Origin of the sequence: Streptomyces desertarenae, from assembly GCF_042681365.1 — a bacterium.
Lineage (GTDB): Bacteria > Actinomycetota > Actinomycetes > Streptomycetales > Streptomycetaceae > Streptomyces > Streptomyces desertarenae.
Map to the genome: position 1 here is coordinate 138,152 of NZ_JBHUFU010000012.1, position 12,372 is coordinate 150,523.

At 74.2% G+C, this 12,372-nt stretch carries 10 protein-coding genes; all 10 read right to left on the reverse strand.

Translation table 11 applies throughout. From position 1 onward, the window contains the following. Window positions 1-4 precede the first annotated feature (4 nt). Window positions 5-736: a YggS family pyridoxal phosphate-dependent enzyme gene (locus ACFSJS_RS20395; RefSeq protein ID WP_380902454.1), complete on the reverse strand. Its 732-nt coding sequence runs from the start codon at window positions 734-736 to the stop codon at window positions 5-7. After that, window positions 733-1,503 (reverse strand): peptidoglycan editing factor PgeF, encoded by a 771-nt coding sequence (pgeF, locus tag ACFSJS_RS20400; RefSeq protein ID WP_380902456.1) that lies wholly within the window; start codon window positions 1,501-1,503, stop codon window positions 733-735. Before pgeF ends, ACFSJS_RS20395 begins: the two co-directional genes overlap by 4 nt. A 19-nt stretch (window positions 1,504-1,522) precedes the next feature. After that, window positions 1,523-2,782: a cell division protein FtsZ gene (ftsZ, locus tag ACFSJS_RS20405; RefSeq protein ID WP_380902458.1), complete on the reverse strand. Its 1,260-nt coding sequence runs from the start codon at window positions 2,780-2,782 to the stop codon at window positions 1,523-1,525. A 277-nt stretch (window positions 2,783-3,059) separates the two neighbouring features. After that, window positions 3,060-3,944, reverse strand: a complete 885-nt coding sequence (locus ACFSJS_RS20410) for a cell division protein FtsQ/DivIB (RefSeq protein ID WP_380902460.1) — start codon at window positions 3,942-3,944, stop codon at window positions 3,060-3,062. A gap of 63 nt (window positions 3,945-4,007) precedes the next feature. Next, window positions 4,008-5,102 (reverse strand): undecaprenyldiphospho-muramoylpentapeptide beta-N-acetylglucosaminyltransferase, encoded by a 1,095-nt coding sequence (gene murG, locus ACFSJS_RS20415; RefSeq protein WP_380902462.1) that lies wholly within the window; start codon window positions 5,100-5,102, stop codon window positions 4,008-4,010. 6 nt (window positions 5,103-5,108) lie between these two features. After that, a complete protein-coding gene (gene ftsW, locus ACFSJS_RS20420) occupies window positions 5,109-6,671 on the reverse strand; it encodes a putative lipid II flippase FtsW (RefSeq protein ID WP_380902464.1) in 1,563 nt (520 codons plus the stop codon). Between the two features lie 52 nt (window positions 6,672-6,723). Next, complete coding sequence (gene murD / locus ACFSJS_RS20425) at window positions 6,724-8,166, reverse strand: UDP-N-acetylmuramoyl-L-alanine--D-glutamate ligase (RefSeq protein WP_380902466.1); 1,443 nt, start codon at window positions 8,164-8,166, stop codon at window positions 6,724-6,726. Further along, complete coding sequence (mraY, locus tag ACFSJS_RS20430; protein WP_380902594.1) at window positions 8,163-9,221, reverse strand: phospho-N-acetylmuramoyl-pentapeptide-transferase; 1,059 nt, start codon at window positions 9,219-9,221, stop codon at window positions 8,163-8,165. The genes murD and mraY overlap by 4 nt, the downstream gene beginning before the upstream one ends. Beyond that, a complete protein-coding gene (locus tag ACFSJS_RS20435) occupies window positions 9,221-10,624 on the reverse strand; it encodes a UDP-N-acetylmuramoyl-tripeptide--D-alanyl-D-alanine ligase (protein ID WP_380902468.1) in 1,404 nt (467 codons plus the stop codon). The genes mraY and ACFSJS_RS20435 overlap by 1 nt, the downstream gene beginning before the upstream one ends. Continuing rightward, complete coding sequence (locus ACFSJS_RS20440) at window positions 10,621-12,357, reverse strand: UDP-N-acetylmuramoyl-L-alanyl-D-glutamate--2,6-diaminopimelate ligase (protein ID WP_380902470.1); 1,737 nt, start codon at window positions 12,355-12,357, stop codon at window positions 10,621-10,623. Before ACFSJS_RS20440 ends, ACFSJS_RS20435 begins: the two co-directional genes overlap by 4 nt. Between the last annotated feature and the right edge of the window lie 15 nt (window positions 12,358-12,372).

Consider the following 12,372-nt stretch of genomic DNA (forward strand, 5'->3'; position numbering starts at 1 on the left):
GACGTTACCGGAGGCCAGGTCGTACTCCGAGTACCGCACTGCCGATGCGCACATGTGTCGCACCGGCCGCCACCGCCTCCTCCAGGTCCCCGCTCATTCCCGCGGAGACCATGGTCGCAGCAGGATGGTCGGCCCGCAGTCGGGTCGAGATTTCCCTCAGGCGCTCGAAGGCGGCGCGCGGTCTCCCGGCGTACGGCCCGGACAGGGGTGCGACGGTCATCACCCCGGCCGGCCACACCCCTGGGGAGGAGGCGATCGCGTCGGCCAGCTCCCCCACCGCGTCCGGTTCCACACCACCGCGCTGCCCGGCCGCGCCGGACCCGCGGTCCAGGGCCACCTGGACCAGGCAGCCGATCCGCCGCCCCTCGCGCTCGGCCGCCGCGGAGAGCGCGGTGACCAGCCGGGTCCGGTCGACCGAGTGCACGAAGTCGGCGTAGCGCACCACGGAGCGGGCCTTGTTGGTCTGCAACTGCCCCACGAAGTGCCAGGCCAGGGGGAGATCGGCGCAGGCGGCCGCCTTGGGCGCGGCCTCCTGGTCCCGGTTCTCGGCCACCTGCCGCACCCCCAGCCGGGCCAGCCGCCGCACGTCGTCGGCCGGGTACGTCTTGGTGACGACGACCAGGGTCACGTCCTTCGGTTCGCGCCCCGCGGTGACACAAGCGCGGGTGATGCGCTCCTCCACCCGGGCGAGGTTGGCGGCCAGTTCGGCCTGGCGCCCGTCCGCTTCCCCGCTCATGCTCCGCCTCCTGCCTCCGCCGCGCCGGCGGCACCGTCGCCGGCCAGCCAGACGTACCCCGCCAGCCGCCCCGTCGTCCTCTCCCGGCGGTACGAGTAGTGGTCGGCGGACTCCAGGGTGCAGACCGGCTGCGGCGGCGGCGCCGGGATGCCGAGCCGGGCCAGCTGGGCCCGCACCCCCGCGGCCACGTCGACCGCCGGCGTGCCCCGGCGCGTGGTGGCGTGGGCCTCGGGTACCACGGCCGCGACCTCCGCGCGCATCTCCTCCGGCACCTCGTAGCAGCGTCCGCACACCGCCGGGCCGATGCGCGCCACCGTGCGCGCCGGGTCGGCGCCGAGCCGCACCATCGCCTCCACGGCCGCCGGGACGACGCCGGCGACCAGCCCGGGCCGCCCGGCGTGCGCGGCGGCCGCCACCCCGGCGGCGGGGTCGGCGAGGAGGACGGGGACGCAGTCGGCGGTGAGGACCGCGAGGGCCAGGCCCCGACGGGTGGTCACCACCGCGTCCGCGCAGGGGACCTCGCCGGTGCCCCAGGGGCCGTCGACGACGGCCACGTCGCGGCCGTGCACCTGGTTCATCCAGACCACGGCGGACGGGTCGAGGCCGAGGGCCTCCGCCACCCGCGCGCGGTTGGCCCGTACGGCGCCGGGGTCGTCGCCGACCGCGCCGCCGAGGTTGAGTTCGTCATACGGAGCGGCGCTCACCCCGCCCCACCTGTCGGTGAAGGCGAAGTGCGCGCCGCTCACGCCGTCGTGCCCGGTTATCACGTCGTCACATCACCGGTGCTCACTTGAGGAAGTCCGGTACGTCGAGCTCCTCGGCGGACCCGTCCTGGTACGGGCGGGCCGGGGGGACCTGGGGGGCCGGGGCGGGACCGGTGTCGCCGGACAGCGGCGAGGGGGCCGGCATCCCGTAGGCGGAGGCGGGCTCGCCCACCGGGGCGGGAGCCGTCTCCTCCTCGCGCGGGGTGACCGAGCCCAGGCCCCCGAAGGTCGGGCGGTCGTTGTCGGCGGGGACCGGGCGGGGGGCGGCGGGGACGGGGCTCTCCTCCTTGCCCCCGTACGAGCCGAGCACCTTGTCGCGGTTCTTGGCCGGCGGCTGCCCGCCGTCGAAGCCGGCCGCGATGACGGTGACCCGGACCTCGTCGCCGAGCGCGTCGTCGATGACCGCGCCGAAGATGATGTTCGCCTCGGGGTGGGCCGCCTCGCTCACCAGCTGGGCGGCCTCGTTGATCTCGAACAGGCCCAGGTCCGAGCCGCCGGAGATGGAGAGCAGCACCCCGCGGGCGCCGTCGATGGACGCCTCCAGCAGCGGCGAGGAGATCGCCATCTCGGCCGCGGCCACCGCGCGGTCGTCGCCGCGCGCCGAGCCGATGCCCATGAGCGCCGAGCCGGCCTCGGACATCACGGACTTGACGTCCGCGAAGTCCAGGTTGATCAGGCCCGGGGTGGTGATCAGGTCGGTGATGCCCTGCACACCGGACAGCAGCACCTGGTCCGCCGACTTGAACGCGTCGAGCACGCTCACCTGGCGGTCCGAGATGGACAGCAGCCGGTCGTTGGGGATGACGATGAGGGTGTCGACCTCGTCGCGCAGGGCCGCGATGCCGTCCTCGGCCTGGTTGGCCCGGCGGCGGCCCTCGAAGGTGAACGGGCGGGTGACGACGCCGATGGTCAGGGCGCCGAGGGAGCGTGCGATGTTCGCGACGACGGGCGCACCGCCGGTACCGGTGCCGCCGCCCTCGCCCGCCGTGACGAAGACCATGTCGGCCCCCTTGAGGACCTCCTCGATCTCCTCGCGGTGGTCCTCGGCCGCCTTGCGGCCGACGTCGGGGTTGGCACCGGCGCCGAGGCCGCGGGTGAGTTCGCGGCCGACGTCGAGCTTGACGTCGGCGTCGCTCATCAGCAGGGCCTGTGCGTCTGTGTTGATCGCAATGAACTCGACGCCCTTGAGACCGACCTCGATCATCCGGTTGATGGCGTTGACGCCACCGCCGCCGATACCGACGACCTTGATGACTGCGAGGTAGTTCTGCGGTGCTGCCACGTCGAAGGCCTCTCGCCTCGAGTTACGTGTCGCCGCTCCACGGTGCTTGCGGTGCGCCGACCTATGCCGAGTGGGACGGTCCGGACGCCGACCCCGAACCCTAACGGTGAAGTTTAGGGTTACCTGTGTCTGTCGTTCCTCGGATTCTCCGGAACGGACACTAGGTCGACAGGTGGCCCGCGTTCAACGAACACGCCGAACCTCCCGTTTTTCGTCTCACCCTATGTGATCAGCCGATGCGGTAGCCAACCAGGGTGCTGGCCTGCACGTACGTACGTCAACTCCCCGACGTCGCCGGAGCGGTGGGAACGCTCACGTCGTATCTCCCCGCGTCCGCGGCCGCCTTCATGAGCAGGGAGAGCGAACGCGCCTTGGCCGCACTCCCCTCGGCGCTGCCCCACACCACCGTGCGCCCTCCCGTCAGCTCCAGGGTGACGGAGTCGTGAGAACGCACCCGGATGGTGCGCGTGTCGCGGCGCACCGCATCGGGAAGGGCCGCGGCCACCTTCACCGCCTCCCCGCGGACCCGCTCCTCGCCGAAGCGGTGCCGGCTCGGGGAGCCGTCGAGGTCCAGGACGAGCAGGGGGACTCCGGCGGGCCGCTCGGCGACCGTGCCGAACCGCACCCCCTCCTCGTCCACCTCGGCATACGTCCGCCCCCTCGCGCCGTCCCCACTGCCCCCGCCTTCCCCGTCCGGCGCGTTCTGCACCATGACGACGACGGGTTTCCGCTCGGTGACGGCCACCTCGACACCGTGGGGCCAGGAACGGGCGACCTCCGCGGCGCCGACCCGCGGCAGCCGCTCCAGCAGTCGCCGCTCCACCGCCTCCGGATCGACGGAGACCAGCGGCTCGCCCATCGGCACCTCGGCGGCCCGCAGGACCTGCCGCTCCGTCAGCACCTCCTCGCCGGTGACCGCGACGGCCTCCACCCGCAGCCACGCGGAGCCGTAGAGCACCCACAGGGCGAAGCCGCCGAGCAGCAGGGCCGGGGCGAGCGCGAGGACGAGCGGCAGACGGCGGCGGGCCCGGTCCTCGGGCCGCCCGGGGCCGTCGGGGCGCAGCAGCCGGCGCACGCGCCGGACGGCCGGGAGCGGGCCGGAGCCCTCCCCCGGCCCCCCGGGGGTGCCGCCGCGTCCGGCGGCCGTCGTCCGTCCGGCCACGCTCCCTGCCCTTCCGCGTTCCGTCTCTCCCGTCCGGGCCCGCTCCGGTCCCGGCTGCGCGCCTCAGCCCTGGCGGCGCGCGGCGATCGCCTCGTGCACCATGCCCACCAGCAGCTCGTCGGCGTCGCGGCGGCCGAACTCGGCGGCGGCGCGGGACATGGCCAGCAGCCGGTGCGGATCGGTGAGCACCGGAAGGACCTCGTCCCGGATCCACTCCGGCGACAGCTCGGCGTCGTCGACGAGCAGCCCGCCGCCCGCCTTGACCACCGGCTGGGCGTTCAGCCGCTGCTCGCCGTTGCCGATCGGCAGCGGGACGTAGGCGGCCGGCAGCCCCACGGCGGACAGCTCCGCCACCGTCATCGCGCCCGCGCGGCAGAGCATCATGTCGGCCGCGGCGTAGGCGAGGTCCATCCGGTCCAGGTACGACACCGGGACGTAGGGCGGCATGCCGGGCATGTTGTCCACCTGCGGCAGCTCGTTCTTCGGGCCGACCGCGTGGAGGATCTGGATGCCGGAGCGCTGCAGGGCCGGGGCGACGGCCTGGACGACCTCGTTGAGCCGCCGTGCGCCCTGGGAGCCGCCGGTGACCAGCAGCGTGGGCAGGTTGGCGTCCAGCCCGAAGGCCGCGCGGGCCTCGGAGCGCGCGGCCTGCCGGTCCAGGGTGGCGATGGAGCGGCGCAGCGGGATGCCGACGTAGCGGGCGTTGCGCAGCTTGCTGTCCGGGGTGGAGACGGCGACGAAGCGGGTGTAGCGGGAGCCGATCTTGTTGGCCAGACCGGGCCGCGCGTTGGCCTCGTGCACCACGATCGGCACCCCGAGCCGCTTGGCCGCCAGGTAGCCGGGCAGCGCCACGTAGCCGCCGAAGCCGACCACGCAGTCGGCCTTGGTCCGCTCCAGGACCTGCTCGGCGGCCTTGATGGTGCCCCGCAGCCGCCCCGGTACGGTGATCAGCTCGGGGGTGGGTTTGCGCGGCAGCGGCACGGCCGGGATCAGCGCCAGCTCGTAGCCCCGTTCCGGGACGAGCCGGGTCTCAAGTCCGCGCTCCGTGCCGAGTGCCGTGATCCCCACGGTCGGGTCCTGCCTGCGCAGGGCGTCCGCGAGGGCGAGCGCGGGCTCGATGTGGCCGGCGGTCCCCCCACCGGCGAGTACGACATGCACCGAATTTCACCGCTCTCCGGACGGGCGCCGTACGGCGCTCCGTCGCATCGTCTTCCGTCTCACCCCAGCCAGCTTCTTTCTCACAGCAGGCTGCCGCATGGCCAGTGCCGCCTTCGCGGCGGGCTCGTTTCTCGCGGACGAGATCAGCAGCCCGACGGCGAACATGGTCGGCAGCAGGGCGGACCCCCCGTAGGAGAACAGCGGGAGCGGGACACCGGCGATCGGCAGCAGACCGAGCACCGCACCGATGTTGACCACGGCCTGGGCCGTGATCCAGGTGGTCACGCCTCCCGCGGCGTACCTGACGAAGGGGTCCTCCGTGCGTCCGGCCACGCGGATACCCGCATAGCCTAGAGCCGCGAAAAGGGCGAGCACCGACAGCGTCCCCGTCAGGCCGAGTTCCTCCCCGGTCACGGCGAAGATGAAGTCGGTGTGCGGTTCGGGCAGTTGTCCCCATTTCTCCATGCTGGCACCCAGCCCGGAGCCGAACCACCCGCCGGAGGCCAGGGCGTAGATGCCGTGCACCGCCTGCCAGCATTCGGAGTTGGGGCCCGGCTCGGTGGCGCCCAGGCAGGCGAAGCGCGCCAGGCGGTTGCCGCTGGTCCCGATGAGGAGCGCCCCCAGGACGCCGGCGACGGCGACCACCGCGGCGAAGAGCCGCAGCGGCGCGCCGACCAGCCACAGCAGGCCGACCAGGATCGCGGCGACGATGATCGCGGTGCCCATGTCCCGGCCCAGCATGATCAGGCCGAGCAGCAGGAGCGTCACCGGAACGAGCGGCACCAGCAGGTGCTTCCACTGGACGAGCGTGCGCCGGTCGCCCTTGCGGGCCAGCAGGTCGGCGCCCCACAGCACCAGGGCGAGCTTGGCGAGCTCGCTGGGCTGGAACTGGAAGGGGCCGCCGATGCGGATCCAGTTCTGGTTGCCGTTGACCTCGTGCCCGATGCCCGGGACCTGCACCAGGCAGAGCAGGAAGACGGAGACGGCCAGCAGCGGGTACGCCAGCCCGCGCTGGAGGGCGACGGGCATCCGGGCCGCCGCGAACATCAGCACGCCGCCCAGCACGGCGGCCAGGAGCTGCTTGCGGAAGAAGTAGGCGGAGGGCAGGCCGGAGCCCAGCGCCTCGATCTGGGAGGCGGAGAAGACCATCACCAGGCCCAGGCCGGTGATCATCAGGCTGCCGCCGAGGATCAGGTAGTAGGCGGTCAGCGGCCGGTCCCAGGCCCTCCTCGCCCGCAGGTACAGCCCGCGTACGGCCCGCACGGCGCGGCGCGGGCCGCGGGCGCCGCCCCCCTCGCGCGACGGGCGTGGGGAGCGCGGGGCCGGGGGGCGGAAACCCTGGCGGGCACCCCCCTCCGGGCTCCGGCGGGGCGCCTGCCGCGGGCCGCGCGGGGAGCGCTGCGCCTCGCGCAGGACGGCGCCCGGCAGGGGCGGACCGCCCGCGGCCGCGGCCACCGGCCCACCGGCTGCCGCACGGCGCACGCGGTCCGCCGCGCGGCCCGCGGCGGCGCGCACCGCGCCGCCGCCCTGCGGTGCCGCCGGGGGCGGCGCGGGTCGCTCGGCCGGCATCGTCCCCTCCTGTCTCCCCGCACCGTCCGGCCCCGGCGCGGGGGCCGGCGGGTTATCGCTCCTGGGCCGCGGGCCGGCCGGCGGCCAGCTCGCGGACCGCGGCGGCGAAGGCCTCGCCGCGCTCGTGGTAGTTGGTGAACATGTCCATGGAGGCGCAGGCCGGGGCCATCAGGACGGTGTCCCCGGGACGGGCCAGGCGCGCCGCCTCGCGCACCGCCGCCGCCATCGCCCCAGTGTCGGTCCGGTCGAGCTCGACCACCGGGACATCCGGGGCGTGTCGCGCCAGCGCCTCCCGGATCAGGGCCCGGTCCGCGCCGATCAGGACGGCGGCGCGCAGCCGCCCCGCCGCCTTCGCCACCAGCTCCCCGAAGGTCGCCCCCTTGGCGAGGCCGCCCGCGATCCACACCACCGGATCGTAGGCGCCCAGGGAGGCCTCCGCGGCGTGGGTGTTGGTCGCCTTGGAGTCGTCGACGTAGCGCACGCCGCCCACGTCGGCGACGTGCTCGATGCGGTGCGGATCGGGCCGGAAGGCGCGCAGGCCGTCGCGCACCGCCCTCGGCTCCACGCCGAAGGCGCGCGCCAGGGCCGCGGCGGCCAGCGCGTTGGCGACGTTGTGCGGGGCGGGCGGGTTCACGTCCGCCACCTCCGCCAGCTCCTGCGCCTGCTTCTGCCGGTCCTCGACGAAGGCCCGGTCCACCAGGATGCCCTCCACGACGCCGAGTTCGGAGGGCCGCGGGCTGCCGAGGGTGAAGCCGATCGCCCGGCAGCCCTCCACCACGTCGGCCCGGCGCACCAGTTCCTCGGTGCGCGGGTCGGCGGTGTTGTAGACGCAGGCGACCTCGTTGCCCTCGTAGATCCGGCCCTTGTCGGCGGCGTACGCCTCCATCGAGCCGTGCCAGTCCAGGTGGTCGGGGGCGAGGTTGAGCACCGCGGCCGAGTGGGGGCGCACCGAGGGGGACCAGTGGAGCTGGTAGCTGGAGAGCTCCACGGCGAGCACGTCGTGGGGCTCGTCGGACAGGACCGCGTCCAGCAGCGAGACCCCGATGTTGCCGACGGCGGCGGTGCGCAGTCCGGCGGCCTCCAGGATGGAGGCGAGCATGCGCACGGTGGTGGTCTTGCCGTTGGTGCCCGTGACCGCCAGCCAGGGCGCGGCGCCGGGGCCGCGCAGCCGCCAGGCCAGCTCCACGTCGCCCCACACCGGCACCCCGGCCTCGGCGGCCGCCGCGAACAGCGGCTTGTCCGGCCGCCAGCCGGGCGCGGTGACGACCAGCGAGGTGCCCTCGGGCAGGGTGTCGCCGTCGCCGAGGCGGACCACGGCGCCCAGGGCCTCCAGTTCGGCCGCCTGCCGCCGGGAGCGCTCGTCGTCGCCGTCGTTGACGACCGTCACCTCCGCGCCCAGCTCCCGCAGCACGCGGGCCGCGGGGACGCCGGAGACGCCGAGGCCGGCGACGGTGACATGCCGGCCGGCGAGTTCGCCGGTGGGGTCCTGGATCATTTGCCGGCCGCCCAACCGGCGTAGAACAGGCCGATGCCGACGATGGTGCACATGCCCTGGATGATCCAGAAGCGGACCACGACCAGCACCTCGCTCCAGCCCTTGAGCTCGAAGTGGTGCTGGAGCGGCGCCATCCGGAAGACCCGCTTGCCCGTCAGCCGGAACGAGCCGACCTGGATGACGACGGACATGGTGATGAGGACGAACAGGCCGCCGAGCAGGGCGAGCAGCAGCTCGGTGCGGGAGACGATGGCCAGGCCGGCCAGCGCGCCGCCCAGGGCCAGCGAACCGGTGTCGCCCATGAAGATCTTGGCGGGCGAGGTGTTCCACCACAGGAAGCCGAAGCAGGCGCCCATCAGCGCGGAGGCGACGACCGCGAGGTCCAGCGGGTCGCGCACCTCGAAGCAGCTCGGGCTGCCGGTGAGGGCGCACGAGTCCTGGTGCTGCCAGACGCCGATGAACGTGTAGGCGCCGAAGACCATCACCGAGGCGCCGGTGGCCAGGCCGTCGAGGCCGTCGGTGAGGTTCACGCCGTTGGACATCGCCAGGATCATGAACAGCGCCCAGACGACGAAGAGCACCGGCCCGATCGACCAGCCGAAGTCCTGGATGAAGGAGAGCTTGGTGGACGCCGGGGTCTGGCCGCGGGAGTCGGCGAAGTTCAGCGACAGGACCGCGAAGGCGATGCCGACGATGAGCTGGCCGAGCATCTTGGCCTTGGCCCGCAGGCCCAGGCTGCGCTGCTTGACGATCTTGATGTAGTCGTCGAGGAAGCCGACCAGGCCCATGCCGGCCATCAGGAAGAGCACCAGCACGCCGGAGAACGACGGCGGTTCGCCGGTGATGACCTTGGTGAGCCCGTAGGCGATCAGCGTCGCCAGGATGAAGGCGATGCCGCCCATGGTGGGGGTGCCGCGCTTGCTGTGGTGGTCCCGCGGGCCGTCGTCGCGGATGTACTGCCCGTAGCCCTTGCGGGCCAGCAGTTTGATCAGCAGCGGGGTGCCGATCAGGGTCAGGAAGAGCCCGATGACCCCGGAGAAGAGGATCTGCCTCATCATCGGCCGGCGACCTCGCCCTCGACCAGCGCGAGCGCCACCTTCTCCAGGCCGGCCGACCTGGAGGCCTTCACCAGCACCACATCCCCCGGCCGCAGATCGTCGCGCAACAGGTCGATTGCCGCCTGAGCGTCGGACACGTGCACCGACTCCTCACCCCACGAACCCTCGTTCTTGGCACCCATGTCGAGCCAGCGGGCCTCCCGGCCGCCGACCGCCACGAGCTTGCTGACGTTGAGCCGGACGGCCAGCCGTCCGACCGCGTCGTGCTCGGCGAGCGACTCCTCGCCGAGCTCGGCCATCTCGCCGAGCACCGCCCACGTGCGACGCCCCTGGGCCATGGCGACGAGCGCGCGGAGCGCAGCCCGCATGGACTCGGGGTTCGCGTTGTAGGCGTCGTTGACGACGGTCACGCCGTCCGAGCGCTCGGTGACCTCCATCCGCCAGCGGGAGAGCGTGCCTGCCTCGGAGAGCGCGGTGGCGATCCCGTCGGCGGGCATGCCCAACTCGTGGGCTACGGCGGCCGCGGCGAGCGCGTTCGACACGTGGTGCTCACCGTACAGGCGCATCGTCACATCGCCGCACCCGGTGGGGGTGTGAAGGGTGAAGGCGGGCTGCCCCTTCGGGGTGAGTCGGACATTCTCGGCGCGGACGGCGGCGTCCTCGGACTCGCCGAAGAGGACGATGCGGGCGTCGGTGCGGGCGCGCATGGCGCGCACCAGGGGGTCGTCGGCGTTGAGGACGGCGATCCCGCCCTCCTCCGCCGGGGGGAGGGACTCCACCAGTTCGCCCTTGGCCAGGGCGATCTGCTCCCGGCCGCCGAACTCCCCGATGTGCGCCGAGCCGACGTTGAGGACCACGCCGATGCGCGGCGGGGTGAGCCCGGTGAGGTAGCGGATGTGGCCGATGCCGCGGGCGCCCATCTCCAGCACGAGGTGGCGGGTGCCCTCCTCCGCGCTGAGCGCGGTCAGCGGCAGCCCGATCTCGTTGTTGAGCGAGCCGGGCGTCCACACGGTGGGGCCGTGCCGCTGCAGGAGCTGGGCGATCAGGTCCTTGGTGCTGGTCTTGCCCGCGGAGCCGGTCAGGGCGACGACGGTGGCGCCCAGCCGCCCCACGACGTACCGCGCCAGGGCGCCCAGGGCGGCCTCCACGTCCTCCACGACGATCGCGGGGACGCCGACGGGGCGGGCGGCCAGCACGGCCACCGCACCGTCGGACACGGCCCCGGCCGCGAAGTCGTGGCCGTCCGCGCGCGCCCCGGCGAACGCCACGAACAGGGCGCCGGGGACCACCTCGCGGGAGTCCCTGACCACGGGCCCGGTGACGGTCACATCCGGATCCGGTATGTCGTGGGGCCGGCCGGAGACGGCCTCCGCGATCTCTGCGAGGGTCAGCGGGATCATGACCTGCTCTCCCCGGTCTCCCCGGACTCCCCGGACCCCTCGCCGGTGCCGGTCCCCCCGGCCCCCAGGCGGCGCTCGATGGCCTCCCGCAGCACCTCGCGGTCGTCGAAGGGCCGGATCACGCCGGCGACGTCCTGGCCCTGCTCGTGGCCCTTGCCGGCGATCAGCACGGTGTCCCCGGGCTCGGCCCGGGCGACGGCGGCCTCGATCGCGGCGGCGCGGTCCTCCTCCAGGAGCACGGTGCCGCGCTCGTGGACCGGGACCTCCGCCGCGCCCGCGAGCATGGCGGCCAGGATGGCCAGCGGATCCTCCGAGCGGGGGTTGTCGGAGGTCAGCACGGCGGTGTCGGCCAGCCGGGCCAGGGTGGCACCCATGGCGGGGCGCTTGTGCGGGTCGCGGTCGCCGCCGCAGCCGAGCACCGCGTGCACCCGGCCGTCGGTGACCTTGCGCAGGGCGCGCAGCACGGAGTCGACGGCGTCGGGCTTGTGCGCGTAGTCCACGACCGCCAGGTAGGGCTGCCCGGCGTCCACGCGCTCCAGGCGTCCGGGGACGCCGGGCACCGCGGCGACGCCCCGGACCGCGGTCTCCAGGTCGATCCCGGCCACCACCAGGGCGGTGACGGCGGCGAGCGCGTTGGAGACGTTGAACGGGCCGGGCAGCGGCGCCGCGGCCCGCGCCGTCTCGCCGCCGGGGCCCACGACGGTGAAGGTGGAGCCGAGCGGGCCGACCTCCACGTCCTGCGCCCGCCAGTCGGCGTCCGGGTGCCCCTCGGCGGAGAAGGTGGTGACGGGGACCTCGCTGACGCCGCCCGCCAGCCGCTGCCCGTACTCGTCGTCGAGGTTGACCACGCCGGCACGGGAACGGGCCCTGGTGAACAGCTGCGCCTTCGCCCGGAAGTAGTCCTCCATGTCCGGGTGGAAGTCCAGGTGCTCGGGGCTGAGGTTGGTGAAGACGGCGACGTCGAAGACGCAGCCGTCCACGCGGCCGAGCGTCAGCGCGTGGCTGGAGACCTCCATCGCCACGGAGCGGACGCCGCGTTCGCGCATCACCGCGAACAGCGCCTGGAGCTCGGTGGCCTCGGGGGTGGTGCGCTCGGACTTGACGCGCTCGTCGCCGATGCGGGTCTCGACGGTGCCGATCAGGCCGGTCGGCTCGCCCTCCTTCGCCGCGGCGCGCAGTCCGCCCTCGACGAGGTAGGAGGTGGTGGTCTTGCCGGAGGTGCCGGTGATGCCGATCTGGAGCAGGTCCCGGCCGGGGTCGCCGTAGATGGCCACGGCCAGCTCGCCCAGCCGCTCGCGCGGGTCCGGGACGGTCAGCACCGGCAGGCCGGTGGTGGCGGACCGCTCGGTGCCCGTCGGGTCGGTGAGCACCGCGACGGCGCCCAGCCGGGCCGCCTGGGCGGCGAAGTCCGCGCCGTGGAAACGGGCGCCCGGACGGGCGACGTAGACGTCGCCGGGGCGCACCGCGCGCGAGTCGTGGGTGATTCCGGTGACCGCCACGTCCCCCGGGGGGACCGTGACGTCCAGCCGCCGGGCCAGCTCCGCCAGCGGGACGGGGACGACCCGCTCGGGGCGGGGTGAGGCCGGGGGCGGGGAGGGGGTCTGATCAGCGTGTGGCACGGCGGTGAGCGTACCCGGCACGTCCGGCCCGCCGCGAAGCGAGGGGCCGGACGTGCCGGAGGTTCCGCCGGCGGCGCCGGCACTGTTCCACGGGTCGTCGGTGATGGTTCTCACGGGTCGCTTTCCGGT

Excerpts from the sequence above, each read along its gene's own strand:
- ACFSJS_RS20395 (WP_380902454.1), bottom strand. The coding sequence starts at position 736 with ATGAGCGGGGAAGCGGACGGGCGCCAGGCCGAACTGGCCGCCAACCTC.
- ftsW (WP_380902464.1), bottom strand. The coding sequence starts at position 6,671 with ATGCCGGCCGAGCGACCCGCGCCGCCCCCGGCGGCACCGCAGGGCGGC.
- murD (WP_380902466.1), bottom strand. The coding sequence starts at position 8,166 with ATGATCCAGGACCCCACCGGCGAACTCGCCGGCCGGCATGTCACCGTC.
- mraY (WP_380902594.1), bottom strand. The coding sequence starts at position 9,221 with ATGAGGCAGATCCTCTTCTCCGGGGTCATCGGGCTCTTCCTGACCCTG.
- ACFSJS_RS20435 (WP_380902468.1), bottom strand. The coding sequence starts at position 10,624 with ATGATCCCGCTGACCCTCGCAGAGATCGCGGAGGCCGTCTCCGGCCGG.